Here is a 22,850-nt window from a genome sequence, read left to right on the forward strand (position 1 = left end):
TTTTCGCGCCAGCGCGGGGCCTTGGGGGCACGCGCGTGCCCGGCCTGCCGCCTCCCATGCGGCGGCATCGCCGGCGGCTCACCGAAGCGCATGGGTATTTAGCGGGAAGCACAATGACATCGACGCGCACGGAAACGGATACATTCGGCCCCATCGAAGTGGAGAACAGCCGCTATTGGGGCGCGCAGGCCCAGCGCTCGCTCGGCAACTTCAAGATCGGCTGGGAAAAGCAGCCGCTGTCGGTCGTGCGTGCGCTCGGCATCGTCAAGCAGGCCGCCGCCCGCGCCAACATGGAGCTGAACCGCCTCGACCCCGCCATCGGCAAGGCGATCACGGAAGCGGCCCAGGAAGTCATCGACGGCAAGCTGAACGATCATTTCCCGCTCGTCGTCTGGCAGACGGGCTCGGGCACCCAGTCGAACATGAACGCCAACGAGGTGATCTCCAACCGGGCGATCGAAATGCTCGGCGGCGTCATGGGCTCGAAGAAGCCGGTCCATCCGAACGACCACGTCAACATGAGCCAGTCGTCGAACGACACCTACCCGACGGCCATGCACATCGCCTGCGCCGAGCGCATCGTCCATGACCTGCTGCCGGCGCTGAAGCACCTGCATGCGGCCCTCGAAGCCAAGGTGAAGGCCTTCGACCATATCATCAAGATCGGCCGCACGCACACGCAGGACGCCACCCCGCTGACGCTCGGCCAGGAATTCTCCGGCTACGCCGCGCAGGTCGCCTCCTCCATCAAGCGCATCGAGATGACGCTGCCGGGCCTGTGCGAGCTCGCCCAGGGCGGCACGGCCGTCGGCACCGGCCTCAACGCCCCGGTCGGCTTCGCCGAAAAGGTCGCCGCGCACATCACCGCGATCACCGGCATCGACTTCAAGACCGCGCCGAACAAGTTCGAGGCGCTGGCCGCCCACGATTCCATGGTGTTCTCGCACGGCGCGATCAATGCGGCCGCCGCCGCGCTGTTCAAGATCGCCAACGACATCCGCTTCCTCGGCTCCGGCCCGCGCTCTGGCCTCGGCGAGCTGGCGCTGCCGGAAAACGAACCCGGCTCATCCATCATGCCCGGCAAGGTCAACCCGACCCAGTGCGAGGCCCTCACCCAGGTCTGCGCCCAGGTCTTCGGCAATCACGCCTCCCTCACCTTCGCCGGCAGCCAGGGCCATTTCGAGCTGAACGTCTTCAACCCGCTGATGGCCTATAACTTCCTGCAGTCCGTCCAGCTCCTCTCCGACGCCGCGATCTCCTTCACGGACAATTGCGTCGTGGGCATCGAGGCCCGCGAGGACAACATCAAGGCCGCGCTCGACCGTTCGCTGATGCTCGTCACCGCGCTCGCCCCGAAGATCGGCTACGACAACGCCGCCAAGATCGCCAAGACCGCGCACAAGAACGGCACCACGCTGCGCGAGGAAGCCGTGGGCGGCGGCTATGTCACGAACGAGGAATTCGACGCGGTTGTACGCCCGGAAAAAATGATTATGCCGGGTTGAGGCAGAATTTTCGAAAATTCTTCTACAAGGGCCGCAAATCATTGAATCTGCGGCCTTTTTTGATGTCCGCCTGCCGTTGCGGCACCTGCAACCGTTAATCATTCCCAAAGCATTTATGTCTAATTTTGCGGGTCGGGAGCCAACGAAGGAAATCAGGAGCAGCCGACATGAACACGGCCGTTGCGCAAAAGGTCCAGGTGCCGGATATCGCCGCGCAAGTGACCTATGCGATGCGCATAATGGGGGTCTCTCCCATCCCGCGGAACTACGAGCTGTTCTATGAGGCCTATATCGGTTCCAACCCCAAGCTGACGCGGGAGCTCGCCGCGCTCGGCAGCAAGGCCTCGCAGGAGGAGCTGGACGAGATCGGCGCCCAGTATTTCGGCCATCACCACGGCGCCACCGCCATCGACGGCGTGCACACGCGGATCGCCGGCGAGCTCGAGGGCCTGCTGCGCCTCCTCAAGCAGGAGCAGACCTCGCTCGAAAGCTACAACAAGCTGCTCGACGAGACCTTCGTGCGCATCAGCGGCAAGAGCGCCACCAGCGTCGACATCATCAAGAGCGTCATCGGCGTGCTGACGGAGGCGACCGGCGACACCATCAGCCAGGGCAAGGAGATGGTGCAGAACGTCGCGCAGAAGTCGATCGAGATGGACATCGTGCGCAAGGAACTCGACGAGTACAAGCGCATCGCCAACACGGATTCCCTGACGCAGCTTTCCAACCGCCGCGCCTTCGACGACAAGCTCTCCGCCATCTACAATTCGACCTTGTCGCGCAACGTCACCGCGCTGATCCTCGCCGATATCGACCATTTCAAGAAGATCAACGACACCTATGGCCATCCCGTCGGCGACAAGATCCTCGCCTCCGTCGGCAGCCTGATCCGCGCGAACGTGCGCAAGGACATCCTCGTCGCCCGCACCGGCGGGGAGGAATTCGCGATGATCGTCGAGGGCAATACCGAGGAAGAGGCGATGGCGATCGCCGAGCGCATCCGCATCGCGCTGGAGCACACGCCCTTCAAGAACTCCAAAACCGGCGTCAACTACGGCCCGATCACCATATCGCTCGGCTTCTGCATGGCCTCCTGGGCGGAGGGCCCGGGCGAGCTCTACTCCAAGGCCGACATCGCCCTCTATTGCGCCAAGAACGGCGGGCGCAACCGCACCATGCCCTTCGAGGACGGCATGAAGAAGGATTTCACCAAGAGCTGGCTGATCTACCGCAAGTAGGCGGCCCGCACCTCCCGAAAACGGCGCCTGCGGGCGCCGTTCCGCATTCTGGCCTCCCGGTTGGAACCGCCGCGCCCGCCACGCGTTCCAGGCGCGGGAGGAACACGCCATGCAGACCGGATTTTTCGAACTGACGATGCTGACCGTCCTGATGCTGAGCAGCCTCATCTGGATCCAGCCCTTCTGACAGGGCGAGAGGCCTGTTCCCGCCGGAACATCGCGGCCGGCACCGCTGTCCTACAACGTCCCCATCAGAACAAGGCGCCGGGCATGAAGCCGCCGGCCGGAAACAGGGACCAGGACAATGAAAACGCTCGCCATCGCACTCTTCGCAGGCCTCCTTTCCACCGCAGGCGCTGCCGTCGCCGCCGACAGGGCGGTTGATCCGGTCGAGGTCGCCTCGCTCTCCTCCTCCACCCAGAAGACGGGCTGGCTCCAAGTCCTTTCGGGCGGCAAGCCGGTGAAGTCGGAGAAGAAGATCGCCGCCGTCTCCCGCGCGCCGATCGCCCGCGAGCTCGTCGCCTTCGGCGAGAAGGTCGCGCCGGGCACGATCATCATCGACAATTCGGAGCGCCGCCTCTACCACGTGCTCGGTTCCGGCCTCGCCATGAAATATGCCGTCAGCGTCGGCCGCGAAGGCTTCCTGTGGACCGGCTCGGAAAAGGTGACGCGCAAGGCCGAATGGCCGACCTGGACGCCGCCGGAGGACATGCGCGCCCGCGAGGCGAAGAAGGGCAAGATCCTGCCGGTCTCGATGAAGGGCGGCCTTGAAAACCCGCTCGGCTCGCGCGCCATCTATCTCGGCTCGACCATCTACCGCATCCACGGCACCAACCAGCCCTCCTCGCTCGGCAAGGCGCAGTCGTCCGGCTGCATCCGCATGGCGAACGAGGATGTCGAGCACCTCTATGCCCAGGTCACGACGGGCACGACGGTCATCGTCCGCGATTGATGTCCCGGAAGAGGTGGGCGCCCCCCACGCCCCCCCTCAGCGGCAGGCGGAAGCGCTTGCCGCTTTCGCGATGGCGATGAGGTCCGGGCGATATTCGAAGTGCATCGTATCGTAGTGATACCAGCGCCCGCCCCAGACGAAGCCGTGCCGCTCGAAGATCTCGACGATCTCGAGCGGATATTTGTTGGCGTATCCCGGCACCTTGCCGGGCTTGCCGCCCGACCAGACCCAGTAGTCCGCGAATTTCGTGTTGAGATCGAGCGCCGCGCCGAAACTGTGCACGGACATGTTCTTCGCGCCGGAGACCTTGCGCCAGTTGAAGACGCCCGCCGAGGGCGAGAGATAGCGCTTCAGCTCCGGCCTTGCGGCAAGCGCGTCGCGCACCTTTTCCAGCGCCGCCGCAGCCCCCTGGCGCTTCGTCACGCGCAGCGTCTCGCCGAACCATTCCACCGGCACGAGATCGGCCGAGACCGCCTTCGCCGAGGCCCCGTAGAGCCGCATCATCAGCGCATCGCTGCGGATGCGGCCGGGGTCGAAATCGACCTCCGGCGTCCTCTCGCAGGCGCCGAGCGGGTAGATCTGCCGAAGGCTGTCCTCGACGTCGCCGGTGGCCAGCGCCGTCTGGTGGTCCTTCGTCCTGCCGTCGTCGATCTGAAGCGGCGGGCCGCCGTCCTTGAAGAGGAGCGTGTTTCCCTCGACCCCGGCAAGGCTTTCCGGATAGGCGGCCACCAGCAGCTCCAGGCGGGCCGCAAGATCGGGCTCCGCCGCACCGGCCGGCGACGCGGCCAGCAGAAGCATGGCCGCAGCGAGGCGGCGGCTGGAGCATTTCCAGCAAAAGTGCGAAGCGGTTTTGCGTCCGGAAATGCGGAAAAACAAAGGGTTAGAGCGTTTTCGCGATTCGGAGAAAAGCGGAAATGCTCTAGTTGACCGAGATGTTGATATAGTCGCCTCCCGCGCCGCGCCAGATTTCGACATGGATCTGCACATCGCCATCGAGCAGCCGGCGGGCGGCGCTGCGCTCGATGCGACCGGCGCGGATCATGCGCTCGGCAAGCTCGCGGTTGCGCGGGGACGCGAAGAAGCTGTCGAGGTCGTCACCCGGCTGGCGCACGCCGAAGCGGTGCACGTTGGCGCGGTCCTGGCGGATGACCTGCCAGGGCTGCGTCAGCCGCTCGTTGCTGGAATTGTAGAGATCGTCCTGGCCGATATAGGCACCGTAGCTCTCGATCAGCTCATCCGCCCTGGCCGCGCCGGCCGAAACCGCAAGCACAGCGGCAAAAGCCGCCGCAAAAAGTCCTTTTCGCATTCCCTGCTCCACTTTCCGGCCGAGGCCGATCATTGTCGAAGACAAGACGGGCGACGATGGCTGGATATTCGCCGGCGTTCACCACATGGACTTGGCGGCGCGGCCCGGCCATTCCCGGTCATAGGCAGCGCCGTCAAAACCCTTCTTGGCCGACGCGAGCATCTGCCCGACCGTCGGCAGGCACGCCGTATCGCGGAACTTTTCCGGATTCCAGAGGTCGGCGCGCAGCACGGCGCGGGCGCATTGCGAATAGACCTCCTCGATGGTGATGACGACGACGGAGCGCGGATGTTTCCCGTCCATCACGAAGCGCCCGGTGATCTCCGCATCGATACGCACCACGGCGCGGCCGTTGAGGCGCATGGTCGTGTTGGAGCCGGGAATGAGGAACATCAGCGCGACGCGCGGATCGCGCACGATGTTGGAGAGCGAATCGATCCGGTTGTTGCCGCGCCAGTCGGGCAGCATCAGCGTGCGCTCGTCCTCGATATGGATGACGGCGCCGGCATCGCCGCGCGGCGAGCAATCGAGCCCTTCCGGTCCGACGGTGGCGAGCGCCATGAAGGGTGAAGCCTCGATCATCGCGCGGTATTCCGGCAGCAGGTAGTCCGTCACCTTGACGAGCGAGGCCTCGCCCGGCGCGCCGTAGAGCGCGTTCAGTTCCTCGACCGAAGTGACGATGCTCATGCCTGTCTCCCGTGCTGTGCGCTCGCTGCGGCGCTTCGCACCCTTGCATGACAGGCGCGTGACGGAAAGCCCGTCAGGCGGCGATGCGCGCCGCATCCTCGGCAAGGAATTGCACGATGCGGTCGATCACCGGCTCGGCGGAGACGATGCGGCGATGGCCGAAACCGTTCGCCCATTCGAGCGTGACATTCGGGCCGGAGGCGGCGTAGCGCCGGGCGTGCAGCGCCGGCACCTCCTTGTCGTCCTCCGCATGGAGGACCAGCATGGGGGATTTCAGCCGCCCTGCCCCGCTGGCCGCGTCGAAGGCCGAAAGCGGCGCGCCGGCGATGCGCTCCACATGGTTTTCCAGCGCGACCTGCGCCTTCGGCCCGAGCTTCAGGAAACGGCCGAGGTCCTTGAACAGCCAGGTCATCTCGCTCGGCGAGCCGATCGTCACCAGCCGGCGCGGCCGGTGCGCCGGCACCGACGGCACGAGGCCGCTCGCCGCACAGGCGAGCGAGGCCCCGCCGAAGGAATGGCCGCAGAAATAGTCGAAGCCGCCGAACCGTTGCCAGGCCGCGTCGATCGCCCGGACGGCCATCGGCAGCGTCAGCGTGCGCCCGCGCGCGGCACCGTGCCCCGGCAGGTCGAGCGCCACGACCTCGTGGCCGGCGGCCACGAGCGCTTCCGTCAGCGCCGAAAGATAGGCCGCGCGCGAGCCCCAGCCGTGCACCACGAGCACCCGGCCGGAAAAGCTCTGGCACGGGCGCGCGGCGAAGCGGTGCGCAATCGCCCTGCCGCCGGCAAAGGCGAGCGGCACGCGCTCCGCCTGCCGCATCCACCCCTCGGAACGCGCGAAAAGCTCCTTCTCCTTCGCCGTGCGCGGCCGGCGGCCGGGCGTCGTCGCAAAGAGGCGGAAAGCGACGCGGCCGGCCGCATCCGGGGAAAACCGGGCGACGCCGGACAGCGCCAGGCGGATGACCTTCAATCCAAAGGATGCCATAGTGGGAATCCATAAAAATGTTCAATACTGAACAATAAAGTACAATGATGAACAAAAATCAAGCCTTCCCCTGGGATCATCCGCGCTTTCGCAGCTGGATCGGCGTGGCGCGCGCCTGCCAGCTCATGCAGCAGGCGATGAGCCGGGCGATCGCCGGTCTCGGCATCAAGCCGCCGCATCTCGACATCCTGGTCAACCTCTACCGCTTCGACGGCATTTCCCAGCAGGAATTGGCGCGAAAGCTGCTCGTCGGCCGCTCCAACATGAGCATGCTGCTGCCGCATCTCGAAAAGCGCGGCCTGATCGAGCGCAGGGCCGATGCGAAGGACAAGCGCGTGCTGCGCCTGTCGCTGACAGAGGCCGGCCGCAGCCTCACCGAGGAGGCGATGACCATCCAGACCGGGCTGATCGAACGTGCCCTCTCCCCGACCCCGGCGGAGCGCTGCCTGCAGGTGGCCGAAGCGATGGAAGACCTCATCCACATCCTCCAGACGATGGATGCGGAGGACGAGCCGGACGATGCCTAGAGCAATTCCAGCCGAAGCGAAGTCGCTGGATAATGCGGTAAAAACAAAAATCTAGAACATTTCCGGTGAACCGGCGTTCACCGGAAATGCTAGACCGTCGCGACGTCGTCCGCAGGCGTCGATTTCAGCGACAGGAACTCCCAGAGCGCGACGCCGAGCAACACCGCGGCAGCGGCCATGAAGAGCTGGTAGGGCTCGACGAAGGGCACGATCGCCGAGAGCGCGAGCAGCACGCCGATGCCGGCGAGATGCGACAGCGGCCAGCGGCCGCGGATCGCCGCCTTGAACCAGATGTTGCCCGAAAGGAAGACGACCGGCCCGCCGATGATGGCGCTCGCCGTCTTGGCGTCGGTGGCGCCGTGCGGATGGGCGAGCGCGAACTCCTCGGCCACCGCCGACAGGATGATGCCGGCGACGATGGGGATGTGGGCATAGGTGAAGGCCATGCGCGCGATGCGGCCCGGCGTTGCCGAATGCTCGATGAGATGTGCCGCCTCGCCATGGCCGAAGCGGAAATAGATCCACCACATGGTGGCGGTCGAAAGGAAGGCCGTGGCGAGCAGGATGATGGTGAAGCCGTCGAGCAGCTCCATCCCCGCGACCGTGCGGCCGGTGACGAGGATCGTCTCGCCAAGGCAGATGATGACGAAGAGCGCGCAGCGCTCCGCCATGTGCTCCCCGGAGACCTGCCAGTCGCCGAAGGCCGAGCGCCCGAGGCCCGGAACGACGAAGCCGAGTGCCGGCGAGACATATTCGATGCCGAGCGCGATCAGCCAGAGGACGAGCCGCACCTCCTGCCCGGCAAGGCCGCCCGCCAGCCAGAACACGGCGGAAAGCGCCGTCCAGACGGTGATCCGCGTGAAGTTGAGGCTGTTTTCCGGCCAGTCGCGCCGCATCGCAAAAGCCGTGAAGGCCGAGCGGCCGACCTGCATGGCGACATAGGTGAGCGCGAAGAGCAGGCCGCCGGCGTCGAAGGCGGTGGGGATGGCGATGGACAGCATCAGGCCGAGGAACATCAGGGCGAAGAGCAGGAGGCGTACCGGCGCCTTGTCCGGGTCCAGCCAGTTCGTCGCCCAGGTCGTGTAGATCCATACCCACCAGACCGCCAGCGTCAGCATCGCCGCCTCGGCAAGGCCCAGCAGCGAATAGTGCGCCGCCAGCGAATGGGAGAGCTGGATGATCGTCAGCACGAAGACGAGGTCGAAGAAGAGCTCGGCGAAAGCCACCTTTCCTTCCTGCGCGGTGCCGCGCGCCCGCAGGAAGGCGGAATGGGCGAAACGGTCGTCGGTCGTCGCCGTCATGGCGGCGGTTCCTTTCGCTCGAGGCGTGAAGACAAAGAACTAGAGCGTTTTCGCGATTCGCGGAAAAGCAAAAACGCTGCCGGCAGACGTCACCCGTAAAGACCGGAATGCCCTGCCTCCACGCAGCGCCGCCATCCACGTCATGGCCCCGCGGCAGGCATCGGCAAGCCGAACCGGCAGCCTCTCAGCCGGCCTCTTCCTGCTCGTGGCGATGCCGCTCTTCTTCCGCCGCTGCGCGCTCGCGCGCGGTGCGCGCGGCGACGATGTCGGCCGGCTGGGCGTTGCCGCGGATGAGTTGGCGGCCGGCATAGATGCCGCCGACCATTTCCAGCTCCAGCCGCTCGCGGTCGACGTCGCGGAATTCCTCCACCACCTCGGCGGCAATATCCTCGTCCTCGCCCAGCGCCTTCAGCGTCTCGCGGCTGAACACCAGCGCCGATTCGAAGGTCTCGCGGATCTGGAAGTCGACGCCGGCATGGACGAGGTCGACGGCATGGCCGCGGTCGTAGGCGCGCGCCAGGATCGGCACGAGTGGGAACTCCTCGCGCACCACCTCGGCGATCTTCACCGCCGCCTCCTTGTCGTCGAGGCAGATGAGGATCGCCTTGGCGGTCGAGGCGCCGGCGGCATGCAGGATGTCGATGCGCGCGCCGTCGCCGTAATAGACCTTGAAGCCGAAATCGGCGGCGTCGCGCACGAACTCGGCATCCTTGTCGATCAGCGAGAGCGTGTAGCCGCGGGCGAGCAGCGGCTGGCTGACGATCTGGCCGAAACGCCCGAAGCCGATCATCAGCACCGTGCCCTCGACATTCTCCGGCAGGGTAAGCCCCTCGGTGGACGGCTGCTGCTTCGGCACGATGCGGTCGTGCAGGATGACCATCAGCGGCGTCAGGATCATCGAGATGATGATCGTCGCCGTCAGGATGGCGTTCTCCTCGCCGTTGAGGATGCCGGCGGAAACGGCCGCGGCATAGAGCACGAAGGCGAACTCGCCGCCCTGCGCCATCAGCACGGCGCGCTCCAGGCTTTCGGCATGGCAGGTGCCGAGAAGGCGCGCGACCACATAGATCAGGAGGAGCTTCGCGATCATGTAGCCGACGACGCTCGCCACCACGAGCTGCCAGTTGGCGGCGATCACCCCAAGGTCGATCGCCATGCCAACACCGAGGAAGAAGAGGCCGAGCAGGATGCCGCGGAACGGCTCGATATCGGCCTCCAGCTGGTGGCGGAAGCTCGATTCGGAGAGCAGCACCCCGGCAAGGAACGCGCCCATGGCCATGGACAGGCCGGAGACCTGCATGGCGAGCGCCGAGCCGAGCACCACGAGCAGCGCCGCCGCCGTCATCACCTCGCGCGCGCGGGAGGCCGCCAGCACCCGGAAGAGCGGGTTGAGCAGGTAGCGCCCCGCCAGCACCAGCGCCACGATGGCGCCGATGGCGATGGCGATGGAAAGCCAGCGGTCGGAGGCATCCGTCGCCGCCGCCCCCGTGCCGAGCAAGGTGACGATCGCCAGCAGCGGCACGATGGCGAGGTCCTCGAAGAGCAGGATCGCGATGATGCGCTGGCCCTTCAGCGTCGACATCGTGCCGCGCTCCTGCAGCATCTGCATGACGATGGCGGTGGAGGTGAGGACGAAGCCGGTGCCGGCGACGAAGGAGGGAACGAGCGGAAAGCCCATCGACACGCCGATGCCCGTCAGCGCCGCCATGGCGCCCATGACCTGGATCGCGCCGAGCCCGAATATGTCCTTGCGCATGCCCCAGAGCCGGGAGGGCTGCATTTCAAGCCCGATGATGAAGAGGAACATCACCACGCCGAGTTCGGCGACATGGATGATCGCCTGCGGATCGGCGAAGAAGCCGAGCCCGAAGGGGCCGATCACCAGCCCGGCGGCCAGATAGCCGAGCACCGAGCCGAGGCCGATCTTCTTGAAGACCGGCACGGCCGCCACGCCTGCGGCCAGGAGCACGACGACCTGGGTGAGATCATTTGCATTCGCTTCGCCTGCCAAGGGGCATCTCCCGTTCGTTTGGGGGTGGACGCTACCTTCGCCAGGCAGTCCGACATGTTACCGCGGTTTCTCCGAAATATCGCGGCTCATGCCTTTCTCCGCAAGCTCGCGCTCATAGGCGGCGAACAGTTCCGCGCCTTTTTCCCCGAGTTCCCGGAGATAGGACCACGTATAGATGCCGGTATCGTGAAGGTCGTCGAAGCCGATGCGCACGGCATAGTTGCCGGTCGGCGTCATCGAGATGATCGCGACATTGCGCTTTCCCGGCACCGTCACTTTCTGGCCCGGCCCGTGGCCCTGCACTTCCGCCGAGGGCGAGAGCACGCGCAGGAGCTCGGCGGAAAGATCGAAGCTCAAGCCGTCGTTGAAGGTCACGACGAGGCGCTGGCGGTCCTTCGAAACGCGCAGCTCGGTCGGCCACAGATCGCTCATCCCGTTTCCTTTCCATCTGTTTTCGCGAAGGACTATGCGCCATATCAAGGATGCGCAAGGCGCAAAATGCTGTCATAATCGCCGCACCGGCTTGACGCCGCGCCCCCGGCGCACGACATGTCGGCAATGGAGGACGTGTTTTGAATTCGTATGCAGGCCCGCTGGGTGGCGCGAACCTGATCGCGCAGTCCGACGCACCGATGATCGACCCCTTCGGGCGCGCCATCACCTATCTGCGCGTATCGGTGACCGACCGCTGCGATTTCCGCTGCACCTATTGCATGGCGGAGAACATGACCTTCCTGCCGAAGAAGGACCTGCTGACGCTGGAAGAACTGAACCGGCTCTGTTCCACCTTCATCGCCAAGGGCGTGAGAAAACTCCGGCTGACCGGCGGCGAGCCGCTGGTGCGCAAGAACATCATGCATCTCGTGCGCGAACTCGGCCGCCAGGTGCATGACGGGCGCCTCGACGAACTGACGCTGACGACCAACGGCTCGCAGCTCGCCCGGCACGCGGCCGAGCTTGCCGATTGCGGCGTGCGCCGCATCAACGTCTCCCTCGACACGCTCGACGCGCAGAAGTTCCGGACCATCACCCGCTGGGGCGACCTCTCCAAGGTTCTGGAAGGCATCGACGCCGCGCAGGCCGCCGGCCTCCACATCAAGATCAACGCCGTGGCGCTGAAGGATTTCAACGACCGCGAGATCCCCGATCTGATGCGCTGGGCGCATGGCCGCGGCATGGACCTCACCCTCATCGAGACCATGCCGATGGGCGAGATCGAGGAAGACCGCACCGACCGCTACATGCCACTGTCGGAGATGCGCGCCCGCCTCGAAGACGGCTTCACCCTGACGGAGAACGCCTACCGCACCGGCGGCCCGGCGCGCTACGTCACGGTCGCCGAGACAGGCGGCCGCCTCGGCTTCATCACGCCGATGACGCACAATTTCTGCGAAAGCTGCAACCGCGTGCGCCTCACCTGCACCGGCACGCTCTACATGTGCCTCGGCCAGAACGATGCGGCGGACCTGCGCCTGCCGCTGCGCGCTTCCGACGACGACGCCCTGCTCTCGCAAGCGATCGACGAGGCGATCACCCGCAAGCCGAAGGGCCACGATTTCGTCATCGACCGCCGCAACCGCCCGGCCGTCGCCCGCCACATGAGCGTCACCGGCGGCTGACCCCGCCAAAAGCGAGGTTTTGGTGAACGTCCTTCCGGCCCTCCTCCCCGCCCTCCTCCTTGTCGCCGCCCTACCCTCTCTCGCCCTTGCCGCCGAGCGGCCGGAGGGCATCGCCGCCGCCGAGGCGATCGCCAGGGCCGCCCTCGGCGCGGACTGCGACATGAACGGCATGGAGGACGTGCCGATGGCCGGGCCGGAGGCGGAAGGGTTCGGCCACGCCCTCTACCGCTTCGCCTACAAGCCCGGCTACGACCCGAACGGACCCGACATCGAGGCCGAGCTCTACCAGCTGTTCTGCGGCTCGGGCGCCTACAACATCCGCAACGCCTTCGTCCTGAAGACCGGCGACAGCGACACACCGAAACTCATCGCCTTCGCCACGCCGGACCTTGCCTATGCCTATGCGAACGAGGAGAACAGCCGGCTGGCCGCCGACCCCAGGATCGACGGCTTCCGCGCCACCGCCCTGCTGGTCAATGCCAGCTTCGACGAGAAGACCCGGACCATCACCAGCCACACCGCCTGGCGCGGCATCGGCGACGCCTGGGACAGCGGCGAGTGGGTCTTCCGCAACGGCGATTTCAGGCTGACCCGCTTCGAGTTCGACCCGACCTACGGCGACCCGGACCCGACGGTGCCGGAAAGCTACGTGGTCTACGAGGCCGGCAAGTAAGGGAATGGCGCAAACGAAAACGGCCGGGCCCCACCGGCCCGTGAGACTGCCGAGAAAGTCCCGCAAACCTCTCCTCCGTAAGGCTAGGGCCTGACCCGGTTGCGGCTGAGGATCCTCGGCTCAAGGCCGAGGATGACGTCGGTGGGTGGGAAAAGGTTTGCCGACCCGTTGAAAGAGCCGAACGACCCTCTTTGCTCACCGGCAGGACCACCGCCCTCTCCCCGTCATGGTCGGGCTTGACCCGACCATCCACGCTCCGGGTGCGGCGACGGATCCTCGGCTTACGGCCGAGGCGACGGAGGGCGTTTGTCGTCAAACGGAAAGCGTGCCCGTCACGCCGCGTCGTGCTGTCCGTAATAGCCGCCCTCGCGCGTATCGAGGTCCCGCGTCTTGAAGTGGTCGATCTTCTGGTTGAGGACTTCGACGCGGTGGCGCAGGCCGTGGATCTCGGCCGTGTTCTCCTCCACCATCGCCGCGTTCTGCTGCGTGATGAGCTCGACCTGGTGCACCGCCTGGTTCACCTCGTTGATGCCGTCATACTGGGCGGCGGCGGCCGCCTCGATCTGGCCGACCAGCGCATGGATCGAGGAGATGTGCTCGTTGATGACGGTCAGCGCCTCGCCGGTCTCGGTGACGAGCGCGACGCCGTTCCGGACCTGCGCCGAACTGTCGGAGATCAGGCCCTTGATCTCGCGGGCGGCGCCGGCGCAACGCTGGGCAAGCTCGCGAACCTCCTGCGCGACGACGGCAAAGCCGCGGCCCGCCTCGCCGGCCCGCGCCGCCTCGACGCCGGCATTGAGCGCAAGCAGGTTGGTCTGGAAGGCGATCTCGTCGATGACGCCGATGATCGTGCTGATCTTCTCCGACGACCGGTTGATCTCGCCCATGGCGTCCACCGCCTTGGCCACGACCTCGCCGGAGCGTTTCGCATAGCTGTGCGTCTCGTCGACGGACACCGCCGTCTTCTGGGCGCTTTCGGCCGTCGAGCGCACGATGTCGGTGAGCTGGCGCAGCGCGCGCGAGCTCTCCTCCAGCGCCGCCGCCTGCTGTTCGGTGCGGCGGGCGAGATCGTCGGCGGAGGTGGCGAGGTTGCCCGTGCCGCCGTTGATCTCCATCGTCGTCGCGCGCACGTCCGACAGGGTGACGCGCAGGGCCTCGACCGCATTGTTGTAGGTGCGCGCCATCGCGACATATTCGGCGGCAAGCGCCTCCGTCATGCTTTCCTCCAGGTTGCCGGCGGCAAGCTGGCCGAGCACGTCCGACAGGGCCGTGAGCGCCTCGGTCTGCTCCGCCTCGATGCGGGCCTGCTCGCTGGCGCGGCGCGCCTGCTCCTCGGCCGTCATCTGGCGCTGGGCCTCGGCCTCCTGCTCCAGCCGGATGTTTTCCCGCGCCGCATCGCGGAAGACGGCAACCGAGCGCACCATGTCGCCGATCTCGTCGCCGCGGTTGCGGCCGTCGATGCTGATGTCGAGGTCGCCGCTCGCCAGCCGCGACATGGCTTCGGTCACCCGCTTCAGCGGGCCGCGCAGGGTTTCGACGAGCATCAGGCCGCCGATGATGGCGAGCAGCGTGCCGGCGACCATGGCGATGATCGAGACGTTGGCGGAGCGCTGGCTGTCCTTCTTGCCCGCCTCCTGGGCGCTGGAAACGAACTGCTCCAGCGTCTGGCTGGCATCGGCGACGGAGGCATAGGCGGCGACGCGCGCGGCCTGCCACTTCTCGCCGACGGAGATGAGGTCCTGGGTGCCCTGCTCGATCCTTGCGAGCGACGGCGCGAGCTTCTGCGAGAGGTCGCGCAGGGCGGCGTTCTTCGTGCCGAGCTTGGCAAGCTCGGCGGCGCTGCCGGCAACGGCCTTCACGTCCGCCAGCACGGCGTCGCGGCTCGGCTGGTCGAGCTTGCGGTGCAGCTCGCTGATGTGCAGGCGCGTCTCGTCGATGCCCTTGAACGTGTCGCCCATCAACGTGATCAGCGTCTTCAGGAGCGCGATCTCCGCATCCATGCCGACGAAGCGCTTCGCCGCCGTGTCGGAATTCTTGCCCGCCTCCTTGAGGAAGTCGGCGTCGAACTTGGCGAGCTTGCCGAGCACCGGCACGAACTTCGCCTTCTTGGCGTCCGCGTCGTCGCTGCCGGCAAGGATGTCCTTGATCGCGGCCACCTCCGCCTCGAAGGGCTTGATCTGCTCCAGCGCCTTCGGCGAGGCGATCGCCTTGGATTCGTCGAGCTGCTTGAGGAGCTGCGGCAGGTAGGTCGTCGCCGCCTTGACCTTGTCCTCCGCCTTCATCGCCAGCGCGACGGGCTTGCGGAACTTGCCGATGCGCTCGGCAAGGCCCTGGTAGGCGGCGGCGTCGAACAGCAGCGCCTTGGCGAAGGCTTCCTTCTCGCCCGATTCGTTGCGGATGACGCCGATCTGCTTTTCGGCGAAGGCCCCGTCCCTGGCCATCGTCGCCAGCGCCTCCTCCAGCCCTGCCGTCACGGCGTTGCGCTCCTGGTCGATCGACCAGAGCGTTTCGCTCTGCCCGCGCATGGTCCCGGCCAGCGCCACGACGGACGCGATCTTCGCCTTCTCGGCCGCATCGGGCAGAAGAGCGTCAAGATCGTTGATGCCGGCCTCCTGCTCGTCGATCCGCGCCCCGAGCGCCGCCCGCGTCTCCTCGCCCGGCTTGTCGACGAAGTCCTGCAAGCCGGTTCGGAGGTTCTGGAAATGCGACAGGCTGTTGATCGTCTCGCGCGTCACCGTCATGTGGCCGTTCAGCGTGCTCGCGGTGAAGTAACCGACGAGGCCGATGCCCGCGATCAGCGCGACGAGAGGGATGACGAACAGCAGCACCTTGGTGACGATGCGGCGCTGCTGGAGCAGGCGGTCGATGAAGGACATGGGTTCCCCGACGTTTTATGACGACCAAGATCCCGTCGGGTGTTCCTCAAAGCCGAAGCGGCCGCTCGGGCTCGCAGCGCGAGCGCGGCCGGCATCCGATACCGGGGCTTTGGCCGATCTTGCATCAGGCGGCCCGCCCCCCACCCGTCGCATCATGCGATCGCTCATTGGGATGACGCAACGATAGGTGGGGAAGCTTAATGAATTCCTTCGGCAAAGCGGCAGAAATTCAAGCTGTTGCGCCGGAATCATCATACTTTCTGCCCAATTTTCATCCAGTCGCCGCTTCGTGCGGCAATCACCCCGTTTGTTCCACCCTCCATGGTGGTGGAATGCGGCGGACAATCCGCCTAAGAAGAACGAAGACACGCCTGGAATCACCTGCATGACCCCCACCGCCAACGCCAAGGGCGCCCTGTTCATGGCCATCGCCATGGCCGGCTTCACCTGCAACGACGCGCTCGTCAAGTCCGTCACCGGCGCCATGAACACCGGCCAGATCCTGTTCGTGCGCGGCCTGATGACGACGGTGCTCGTCGTCGCCATCGCGCGCTGGATGGGGGCGCTCGGTTCCTGGCGGGTCGTGCTGCAGCCGGCCGTCGCCCTGCGCATGACCGCCGAGATCATCGCCTCGCTCGCCTATGTCTCGGCGCTCGGCGCCATGCCGCTCGCCAACACGGCCTCGATCCTCCAGGCCCTGCCGCTCGCCGTCACGCTCGGCGCGGCGCTCTTTCTCAACGAGAAGGTCGGCTGGCGGCGGTGGCTTGCCATCATCGCCGGCTTTGCCGGCGTGCTCATCGTCATCCGCCCCGGCCCGGAGGGCTTTTCGCTCGCGGCGGTCTACGTCATCGCCTCGGTCGTCGGCGCTGCCGCGCGGGACCTCTGTACCCGCCGGATCGACCGCGCCGTGCCCTCGCTGTTCATCAGCGTCATCACGGCGGTGTCGATCACCGTCACCGGCGCCGTGATGATCGTGCCCATGGGGGGCTGGCAGCCGGTCTCCGGCGAGGCCTTCGTCCGCCTTGCCGCCGCCAGCGTGCTGCTGCTCGTCGGCTACCAGACCATCGTCATCGCCATGCGCACCGGCGAGATCTCCTTCATCGCGCCCTTCCGCTATACGAGCCTCATCTGGGCGATCGCCATCGGTTTCCTGTTCTTCGGCGAAGTGCCGGACTTCTGGATGACGATCGGCGTCATGATCATCGTCGCCTCCGGCCTCTACACCTTCTCGCGCGAGAACCGCCGCCAGGTGGCGGAGGCCGTGGCGCAGGAGTCCAAGCCCGAATCCCCCTGACAGGGTTGCGGCCCGCAGCCGCACCGACTAGACCGGAAAGGCGAAACGGACGGCGGGAGCGAGATGACAGCGGCGCATGCGATAGTGGGCGTGATCCTTGCCGGCGGCCTGTCTTCCCGCATGGGACAGGACAAGGCGCGCATCCGCCTCGGCGGCGCCGCCCTCATCGACCGCGCGGCCCGGCGCCTCAAGCCGCAGGTCTCGGCCATCGCCGTCAATGCCAACGGCCCGGTGCTCTTCGAGCGCGGCGAGGAGCTGCCGGTCTTCGCCGATCTCGATGCCGCCCGCGCCGGCCCGCTCGGCGGCGTGCTCGCCGCCCTCGACTATGCCAGGCGCCACCACCCCGAGGCGAGCCACGTCGCCACCGTGCCGACGGACAGCCCCTTCTTCCCGACCGATCTCGTCGCCCGCCTGTCGCGCGTCGTCGACACGCCGGAGCGCATGGCGGTCGCGCGCTCGGTCAGCGGCCTTCACCCGGTCTTCGCCCTTTGGCCCGTCACGCTCGCCGCAGACCTTGCCGAATGGCTGGCCGGCGGCGGGGCACTGCGCGTGCGCAGCTATCTCGAGCGCCACCAGGCCCGCGAAATCACCTTCCCGCTGATCGAGACCCCGCGCGGCGAGTTCGACCCCTTCTTCAACATCAACACGCCGGACGATCTCGACGAGGCGGAAAACTGGCTCTGGGTGCTGGAACGATGACGCGACCGAAGATCTTCGGCATTGCCGGATGGAAGAATTCCGGCAAGACGGGCCTTGCCGTGCGCCTGGTGAGCGAGCTCGTCTCGCGCGGCTACCGCGTCTCCACCATCAAGCACGCCCATCACGACTTCGACATCGACAAGGTCGGCGCCGACAGCTACCGCCACCGCCAGGCCGGCGCGCACGAGGTCACCATCGTCTCCGGCACGCGCTACGCCATCATGCACGAGCTGCGCGGCGCCCCGGAGCCGAGCTTCGAGGAAATCCTCGCGCGCCTCGCGTCCTGCGACCTCGTGCTCATCGAAGGCTACAAGCGCGAGCCGATCCCCAAGATCGAGGCCCGGCGGCTGGAGGCCGCCAACCGCACGCCGCTCGCCCCCGGAGATCCCCACATCGCCGCCATCGCCGCCGACCACCCCGTCCCGGACACGACCCTGCCCGTCTTCGACCTCGACGACACGGTGACGATCGCCGACTTCGTCGTCGCGGTGACGGGGTTGAAGAAACCGGAAAACTGAGCCGCAACGAAAAAGGCCGCGGGCAAACCCGCGGCCTTGCGTTCGTCAGGGCCGGCCGATCACTCGGCCATCGCCACCGGCTTCACCAGCGGGGTGACGCGGCGGATGGTGACGCGGCGGTTGAGCTGTTCGGCGGCGTCCGTGTCGATCTTCAGGAAGCGCTCGCCGTACCCCTGCGTGGCGAGGTTCTCCGGCGGAATCTCGTAGACGTCGGTCAGGACGTTGGCGACGGCCTCGGCGCGCTCGTCGGAGAGCACGAGGTTCGATTCGTCCGAGCCGACCGCATCCGTATGGCCCTCGATCAGGAAGGTCTCGCCGGGATCCTTGTCCAGGATCTCGTTCATCGCCTCGGCCACCCTGCGCAGCGTCGAGGCCTGGTTCATCGAGATCTCCGCCGAGCCCGTGGCGAAGGTGATCGTGTCGAGGTCGATACGGCGCACCTTGTCGCGGATACGGGCCGAATACTTCACCTCGTCGAGCGAATAGACACGCTCGACCGGCTCGACCGGGGGCCGTCCCAGGAAGTCGCGATAGTCGATGCTGTCTTCCGCGGACGTGTCGACGATATATTCATCGACCGGGATGGTCAGGCGCATCGGCGGCAGCCGCTCGCCGGGATCGACGAAGGTCGGCCGGCTGTCGCGGTCGATTTCCGGCGCATAGAACATCACATATTCCCGGCCCCGGCGGTCGATGCGCGAGCGCTGGATGATTTCGCCGTAGCGGTTGCGGATGGTGACGACGCGGTCACCGTTCGGCCGCTCGATGACCTCGCGCACGCGGCCGTTCGGCAGATCCTCGTAATAGGTCTCCGTGGCGCGGCGCGACAGGCGGCGGCCGTCGTCGGAACGCACGATGATGCGGTCGCCGAAATTGATCACGAAGCGGTCGTCGACCTCGCGCTGGACGCGCCAGCCGTCGCGGTCCTCGTAGCGCGGCCGGCGGTCGCGGCGCTCGCCCCGCTCCCGGTCGCCCGGCTCGTAGCGGACGCGGTCACGCCCTTCCCAGCCGACCTGCGCATCGCGGTCGGATTCGGGAACGCGCACGCGCACGTCGCGGCGCTTCTCCTCGCGTTCGCGGCGCAGTTCCTCGCGCGAGCGGTCGCGGCGGTTGTCCCAGTCCTTGTCGCTGTCGAGAACCGCGGCGCCGTCGATGAACGGCAGCTCGATCGTCCCGGTCGTGCGCGACGGGTCGCGGGCGATGCGCTCGCGCTCCTTGTCGCGCTCGCGGCGGGGACGCCCCGCCGTCTCGTCCGGGCGCTTGCGCTCCCGTTCGGCCTCGCGCTGGCGCTCCTCGCGGTTGCGCTGCCGCTCCTCGCCCTGGCGCTGCTCGTCGCGTTCGGCATCACGCTGGCGCTGGCGGCGTTCCTCGCGCGCCTTCTGCTGGTCGTCCTGCCGGCGCTGTTCCTCCCGCTCGGCGTCGCGCTGCTGCTTGCGGCGTTCCTCACGGGCGCGCTGCTGGTTCTCTTCCTGGCGCTGCTGGTCGCGCTCCGCATCGCGCTGGCGCTGGCGGCGCTCCTCGCGCGTCTTCTGCTGGTCGTCCTGCCGGCGCTGTTCCTCCCGCTCGGCGTCACGCTGTTTCTTGCGGCGTTCCTCGCGGTTGCGCTGCTGGTTCTCCTCCTGGCGCTGCTGGTCGCGCTCGGCGTCACGCTGGCGCTGGCGACGTTCCTCGCGCGCCTTCTGCTGGTCGTCCTGCTGGCGCTGTTCATCGCGCTTGCGCTCGCGGCGCTCCTGGCGGGCACGGTCGAGCTGTTCCTTGGCTTCGCGGTTGTTCTTGCCGCCACCGTCATCCTCGCGGTTGCGCTTGCGCTCCTGCCGGCCCTCGTTGCCGTTGCCCTGGTCCTCGCGGTTGCGGCGCTTGGGAATGAGCAGGTCGTCGCCGAACTGCCCTTCCTCGGCCTGCACCGGAACGACACGCGCCGGACCGGCCAGCGGCAGCACGGGCATCATGGCGGCCTCGACCGGCTGCCAGATAAACGACAGCGAAGCGATGGGCAGGGCCACCGTTGCCAGAAGTCTTGTTCTCTTAAGCATTGGCGTTTCCTCGTTTGCCAGCGTTCGACGCTATTGCATCAGGGTTTGGGGCGAATTTGTGTTTCCGCGCAAGCCGCCCGCCTTCGTTATCAGACGCTAATTCATGTGAGATGAATCTGCGCTGAATGCGTGAGGGCCGCCGGCGGCTGCCGGCGGCCCTCACCTAAACGCATGAAGATGCGATCAGTTCGCCCGCGCCATGGGGCGCACCAGCGTCGTGACGCGGCGGATGGTGACGCGGCGGTTCTGCTGCTCGGCAATCTGCGTCTTCACCTTCAGGAAGCGCTCGCCATAACCCTGCGTCTGCAGGTTTTCCGGCGGAATGCCGTAGACGTCCGTCAGGAGGCTCGCGACCGATTCGGCCCGCTCGTCGGAGAGGACCAGGTTGGACTTGTCGGACCCCACGGCATCCGTATGGCCCTCGATCAGGAAGGTCTCGCCCGGATCCTTGTCCAGCACCTTCTGCATGGCCTCGGCGACGGAGCGCAGCGTGCGGGCCTGCGACATCGGCACGTCGGCGCTGCCGGTGGCGAAGGTGATCGTGTCGAGGTCGATGCGGCGCACCTTGTCGCGCAGGCGCGCGGAATGCTTCACCTCGTCGATCGTGTAGACCCGCTCGACGCGCTCGACGGGCGGCTCCGCGAGGAAGTCGTAATAATCCCGGTCCGGATTGCTCGACGTGTCGATGATGTAGTCGCTGACGGGAATGCGCAGGCGCATCGGCGGCAGCTCGTAGCCGACGTCGATGAGGCCCGGACGCGGGGCGTCGCCCTCCAGCTCCGGCGCATAGACGAGGATGTATTCCCGTCCGTCACGGCCGACGCGCGAGCGCTGGATGATGTCGCCGTAGCGGTTGTAGATCGTCACGATCTGGACGCCGCCGGGACGCACGATCGTCTCGCGCACGCGCCCGCGGGCGAGGTTGTCGTAATAGACCTCTTCCGAATCACGGCGCAGGCGCGGGCGGTCGTCGCCGCGCACGATCAGCCGGTCTCCGGCCTCCAGCACCGTGCGGTTCTCGAAGCGCTCGACGACATTCACCTCGGTGACGCTGTTGTCGATCGTCGTGTTGTTGACGGTGTTGTTGTTGATGACCGTGTTGTTGATCACGGTGGTGTTGATGATGTTGGTCGTCTCCGGCACCGCGAAGTCGGGCGCCTCCTTCACGCGCTTGCCCTCTTCCTTGATCGCGGCCTCGATCCTGCCGGGCACGGCCTCGCGCACCTCCTCGGAAATCGTCGCCTGGGCGGCATCGTCGGTGTCGGGAACCGGCACGTCCTCCTCCTGCGCGCGCAATTCCTCGCGCTTCTTGCGGCGCTCCTCGCGGCTGGCCTGGCCGCCGGCATTGTCGGCGTCCTTGTCGCTGTCGAGCACGGCGGCGCCGTTCTCCACCGGCAGCACCACCGTCTCGTCGGTCGTGGCCGGATCCTCGGCGATTTCCTGCTTCTCCTCCTCGGTCATCGTCTCGACGACCTCCGGCACCGGCTCGACCGCGGGCGTCTCGCCGGTCTCGGCCGTGGCGGGCTGGTCCGTGCCGGTTTCGGCCGGGCTTTGCTCGCCGGCGACCGCCGGCTGTTCCCCCTCGCCCGTCATCGGCTGGTCGCTTTCCCCGGTCGTCGCCTGATCGCTTTCATCGGTCGCCGGCTGGCCGCTTTCTCCGGTCATCGGCTGGTCGCCGGCCGTCGTTTCGGAGGTGCCGCCGTCCTGCTGCGCGGGCTGTTCGGCCTGCTCCTCCCCGGCCGGCTTCTGCTCGTCCTGCGCCTTCTGCTCTTCGGCGGCCTTGCCGTCGTCGGCCTGCCGCTGCTGTTCTTCCTCGGCGGTGCGCCGGGCCTCGTCCTCGGCAGCCTTCTCTTCGGCCGCTGCCTTCTCCGCCTCTTCGGCCGCCTTCTGCCCTTCGGCCTGGCGCTGCCCTTCTTCCGCGGCCGCGCGTTGGGCTTCCTCTTCGGCCGCCTTCTCTTCGGCTGCAGCCTTCTCGGCGTCTTCAGCCGCCTTCTGCTCCTCCGCCCGGCGCTGCTCCTCGTCCGCCGCCGCGCGCTGGGCGTCCTCGTCCGCTGCCTTCTGTTCGGCGGCGGCGCGTTCCGCCTCTTCGGCGGCCTTCTGTTCCTCGGCCTGGCGCTGCTGCTCTTCCTCGGCGGCGCGCTGCGCCTCGTCCTGCTGCTGCTGCTGTTGCTGCTGCTGGAGCAGCAGCTCCTCTTCGCTCGGCTGGCCTTCGCCGGTGCTTTCCTGGGCAACCTCGAACGGCTTCATCAGGGCATCGGCCAGTGCCGGCGTCGCGATCAGCGCGGTCGACAGGACCGGCAGCGCCACGGTTGCGAAAAGTCTGGAGCGGAAAGTCATCGTTTTGTCCTCACGGTGTCCCGTCTTGTTCTCTGGAGAGGGCCGCCCGGCGCTTCCGGCCGTTTACGTGCCCGTCACAGTCTTCAAAGGCCTAGCCATCGCCGCCTTAACCCCGCCTGAACGACGCGCGGTGAGACGCGAGATAGGCCGCGCCCGCCGTCCGGCCAGAGGGGGCTTGCGAAATTGTCGGGGAAACCGGGCGGAAAGACGGCGCGAATCCAGTTGATTTTTGGGCGAAAACCGGTCGATTATCGGCGCCAAGCGGGCAACCCTTGCCCGCTTCACTTCAAGG

19 protein-coding genes are annotated in these 22,850 nt (G+C 66.9%); 9 read left to right on the plus strand and 10 right to left on the minus strand.

Annotated elements, in window-relative coordinates; genetic code table 11:
- Positions 1-56 precede the first annotated feature (56 nt).
- The 3 genes from fumC to WMC41_RS10460 all read left to right on the plus strand — a co-directional run bounded on the left by fumC (position 57) and on the right by WMC41_RS10460 (position 3,695).
- Positions 57-1,505 carry a class II fumarate hydratase gene (gene fumC, locus WMC41_RS10450; RefSeq protein ID WP_432348044.1) on the plus strand — a complete coding sequence of 483 codons (1,449 nt, stop codon included), beginning with the start codon at positions 57-59 and terminating at the stop codon, positions 1,503-1,505.
- Positions 1,506-1,672: 167 nt separating this feature from the next.
- A complete protein-coding gene (locus WMC41_RS10455) occupies positions 1,673-2,743 on the plus strand; it encodes a GGDEF domain-containing protein (protein WP_432348046.1) in 1,071 nt (356 codons plus the stop codon).
- A 304-nt stretch (positions 2,744-3,047) separates the two neighbouring features.
- Positions 3,048-3,695 carry a L,D-transpeptidase gene (locus tag WMC41_RS10460; RefSeq protein WP_288077758.1) on the plus strand — a complete coding sequence of 216 codons (648 nt, stop codon included), beginning with the start codon at positions 3,048-3,050 and terminating at the stop codon, positions 3,693-3,695.
- 36 nt (positions 3,696-3,731) lie between these two features.
- Here WMC41_RS10460 and WMC41_RS10465 read toward each other — a convergent pair whose 3' ends face one another.
- The 4 genes from WMC41_RS10465 to WMC41_RS10480 all read right to left on the minus strand — a co-directional run bounded on the left by WMC41_RS10465 (position 3,732) and on the right by WMC41_RS10480 (position 6,670).
- A complete protein-coding gene (locus tag WMC41_RS10465; RefSeq protein ID WP_432348048.1) occupies positions 3,732-4,493 on the minus strand; it encodes a M15 family metallopeptidase in 762 nt (253 codons plus the stop codon).
- A 121-nt stretch (positions 4,494-4,614) separates the two neighbouring features.
- Positions 4,615-5,001 (minus strand): hypothetical protein, encoded by a 387-nt coding sequence (locus WMC41_RS10470; protein WP_288077761.1) that lies wholly within the window; start codon positions 4,999-5,001, stop codon positions 4,615-4,617.
- A 78-nt stretch (positions 5,002-5,079) separates the two neighbouring features.
- A complete protein-coding gene (locus WMC41_RS10475) occupies positions 5,080-5,688 on the minus strand; it encodes a pyridoxamine 5'-phosphate oxidase family protein (protein WP_432348051.1) in 609 nt (202 codons plus the stop codon).
- Positions 5,689-5,761: 73 nt separating this feature from the next.
- Positions 5,762-6,670 carry an alpha/beta hydrolase gene (locus tag WMC41_RS10480; protein WP_432348053.1) on the minus strand — a complete coding sequence of 303 codons (909 nt, stop codon included), beginning with the start codon at positions 6,668-6,670 and terminating at the stop codon, positions 5,762-5,764.
- Between the two features lie 47 nt (positions 6,671-6,717).
- On the opposite strand from WMC41_RS10480, the gene WMC41_RS10485 reads away from it, so the two are divergent.
- Positions 6,718-7,197 (plus strand): MarR family winged helix-turn-helix transcriptional regulator, encoded by a 480-nt coding sequence (locus tag WMC41_RS10485; RefSeq protein WP_432348055.1) that lies wholly within the window; start codon positions 6,718-6,720, stop codon positions 7,195-7,197.
- An 89-nt stretch (positions 7,198-7,286) separates the two neighbouring features.
- Here the strand turns inward: WMC41_RS10485 and WMC41_RS10490 are convergent, their stop codons facing one another.
- The 3 genes from WMC41_RS10490 to WMC41_RS10500 all read right to left on the minus strand — a co-directional run bounded on the left by WMC41_RS10490 (position 7,287) and on the right by WMC41_RS10500 (position 10,941).
- Positions 7,287-8,498, minus strand: a complete 1,212-nt coding sequence (locus WMC41_RS10490; RefSeq protein WP_432348057.1) for a low temperature requirement protein A — start codon at positions 8,496-8,498, stop codon at positions 7,287-7,289.
- A gap of 184 nt (positions 8,499-8,682) precedes the next feature.
- Positions 8,683-10,509 (minus strand): monovalent cation:proton antiporter-2 (CPA2) family protein, encoded by a 1,827-nt coding sequence (locus WMC41_RS10495; RefSeq protein WP_432348059.1) that lies wholly within the window; start codon positions 10,507-10,509, stop codon positions 8,683-8,685.
- Between the two features lie 57 nt (positions 10,510-10,566).
- Complete coding sequence (locus tag WMC41_RS10500) at positions 10,567-10,941, minus strand: gamma-butyrobetaine hydroxylase-like domain-containing protein (RefSeq protein WP_244769630.1); 375 nt, start codon at positions 10,939-10,941, stop codon at positions 10,567-10,569.
- A 200-nt stretch (positions 10,942-11,141) separates the two neighbouring features.
- On the opposite strand from WMC41_RS10500, the gene moaA reads away from it, so the two are divergent.
- A complete protein-coding gene (gene moaA / locus WMC41_RS10505; RefSeq protein ID WP_244769682.1) occupies positions 11,142-12,128 on the plus strand; it encodes a GTP 3',8-cyclase MoaA in 987 nt (328 codons plus the stop codon).
- Positions 12,129-12,150: 22 nt separating this feature from the next.
- The gene (locus tag WMC41_RS10510) at positions 12,151-12,801 is read left to right on the plus strand and encodes a DUF1176 domain-containing protein (protein ID WP_432348061.1); all 651 of its coding nucleotides are present in this window, start codon (positions 12,151-12,153) and stop codon (positions 12,799-12,801) included.
- A gap of 332 nt (positions 12,802-13,133) precedes the next feature.
- Here the strand turns inward: WMC41_RS10510 and WMC41_RS10515 are convergent, their stop codons facing one another.
- On the minus strand, positions 13,134-15,677 hold the full coding sequence (locus WMC41_RS10515; RefSeq protein ID WP_288077769.1) for a methyl-accepting chemotaxis protein: 2,544 nt from the start codon (positions 15,675-15,677) through the stop codon (positions 13,134-13,136).
- Between the two features lie 385 nt (positions 15,678-16,062).
- Here WMC41_RS10515 and WMC41_RS10520 point away from each other — a divergent pair, with 385 nt between their 5' ends.
- From WMC41_RS10520 to mobB, 3 genes are all read left to right on the plus strand, one after another.
- The gene (locus tag WMC41_RS10520) at positions 16,063-16,971 is read left to right on the plus strand and encodes a DMT family transporter (RefSeq protein ID WP_432348064.1); all 909 of its coding nucleotides are present in this window, start codon (positions 16,063-16,065) and stop codon (positions 16,969-16,971) included.
- A gap of 63 nt (positions 16,972-17,034) precedes the next feature.
- Positions 17,035-17,670, plus strand: a complete 636-nt coding sequence (gene mobA, locus WMC41_RS10525) for a molybdenum cofactor guanylyltransferase MobA (protein ID WP_244769626.1) — start codon at positions 17,035-17,037, stop codon at positions 17,668-17,670.
- Complete coding sequence (mobB, locus tag WMC41_RS10530; protein ID WP_432348066.1) at positions 17,667-18,188, plus strand: molybdopterin-guanine dinucleotide biosynthesis protein B; 522 nt, start codon at positions 17,667-17,669, stop codon at positions 18,186-18,188. The genes mobA and mobB overlap by 4 nt, the downstream gene beginning before the upstream one ends.
- A gap of 59 nt (positions 18,189-18,247) precedes the next feature.
- Here the strand turns inward: mobB and WMC41_RS10535 are convergent, their stop codons facing one another.
- Both WMC41_RS10535 and WMC41_RS10540 read right to left on the minus strand, forming a co-directional pair.
- Positions 18,248-20,221 carry an OmpA family protein gene (locus tag WMC41_RS10535; protein ID WP_432348067.1) on the minus strand — a complete coding sequence of 658 codons (1,974 nt, stop codon included), beginning with the start codon at positions 20,219-20,221 and terminating at the stop codon, positions 18,248-18,250.
- Between the two features lie 183 nt (positions 20,222-20,404).
- A complete protein-coding gene (locus WMC41_RS10540; protein ID WP_432348069.1) occupies positions 20,405-22,558 on the minus strand; it encodes an OmpA family protein in 2,154 nt (717 codons plus the stop codon).
- Between the last annotated feature and the right edge of the window lie 292 nt (positions 22,559-22,850).

The sequence above is a fragment of the Shinella yambaruensis genome, assembly GCF_050859155.1.
In the GTDB taxonomy this organism is placed as follows: Bacteria; Pseudomonadota; Alphaproteobacteria; order Rhizobiales; family Rhizobiaceae; genus Shinella; species Shinella yambaruensis.

What these genes read in the sequence shown, in the direction of transcription:
- fumC (WP_432348044.1), top strand. Translation starts at nt 57, where the DNA reads ATGCGGCGGCATCGCCGGCGGCTCACCGAAGCGCATGGGTATTTAGCG.
- WMC41_RS10455 (WP_432348046.1), top strand. Translation starts at nt 1,673, where the DNA reads ATGAACACGGCCGTTGCGCAAAAGGTCCAGGTGCCGGATATCGCCGCG.
- WMC41_RS10460 (WP_288077758.1), top strand. Translation starts at nt 3,048, where the DNA reads ATGAAAACGCTCGCCATCGCACTCTTCGCAGGCCTCCTTTCCACCGCA.
- WMC41_RS10465 (WP_432348048.1), bottom strand. Translation starts at nt 4,493, where the DNA reads ATGCTTCTGCTGGCCGCGTCGCCGGCCGGTGCGGCGGAGCCCGATCTT.
- WMC41_RS10470 (WP_288077761.1), bottom strand. Translation starts at nt 5,001, where the DNA reads ATGCGAAAAGGACTTTTTGCGGCGGCTTTTGCCGCTGTGCTTGCGGTT.
- WMC41_RS10475 (WP_432348051.1), bottom strand. Translation starts at nt 5,688, where the DNA reads ATGAGCATCGTCACTTCGGTCGAGGAACTGAACGCGCTCTACGGCGCG.
- WMC41_RS10480 (WP_432348053.1), bottom strand. Translation starts at nt 6,670, where the DNA reads ATGGCATCCTTTGGATTGAAGGTCATCCGCCTGGCGCTGTCCGGCGTC.
- WMC41_RS10485 (WP_432348055.1), top strand. Translation starts at nt 6,718, where the DNA reads ATGAACAAAAATCAAGCCTTCCCCTGGGATCATCCGCGCTTTCGCAGC.
- WMC41_RS10490 (WP_432348057.1), bottom strand. Translation starts at nt 8,498, where the DNA reads ATGACGGCGACGACCGACGACCGTTTCGCCCATTCCGCCTTCCTGCGG.
- WMC41_RS10500 (WP_244769630.1), bottom strand. Translation starts at nt 10,941, where the DNA reads ATGAGCGATCTGTGGCCGACCGAGCTGCGCGTTTCGAAGGACCGCCAG.
- moaA (WP_244769682.1), top strand. Translation starts at nt 11,142, where the DNA reads ATGATCGACCCCTTCGGGCGCGCCATCACCTATCTGCGCGTATCGGTG.
- WMC41_RS10515 (WP_288077769.1), bottom strand. Translation starts at nt 15,677, where the DNA reads ATGTCCTTCATCGACCGCCTGCTCCAGCAGCGCCGCATCGTCACCAAG.
- WMC41_RS10520 (WP_432348064.1), top strand. Translation starts at nt 16,063, where the DNA reads ATGACCCCCACCGCCAACGCCAAGGGCGCCCTGTTCATGGCCATCGCC.
- mobA (WP_244769626.1), top strand. Translation starts at nt 17,035, where the DNA reads ATGACAGCGGCGCATGCGATAGTGGGCGTGATCCTTGCCGGCGGCCTG.
- mobB (WP_432348066.1), top strand. Translation starts at nt 17,667, where the DNA reads ATGACGCGACCGAAGATCTTCGGCATTGCCGGATGGAAGAATTCCGGC.
- WMC41_RS10535 (WP_432348067.1), bottom strand. Translation starts at nt 20,221, where the DNA reads ATGCTTAAGAGAACAAGACTTCTGGCAACGGTGGCCCTGCCCATCGCT.
- WMC41_RS10540 (WP_432348069.1), bottom strand. Translation starts at nt 22,558, where the DNA reads ATGACTTTCCGCTCCAGACTTTTCGCAACCGTGGCGCTGCCGGTCCTG.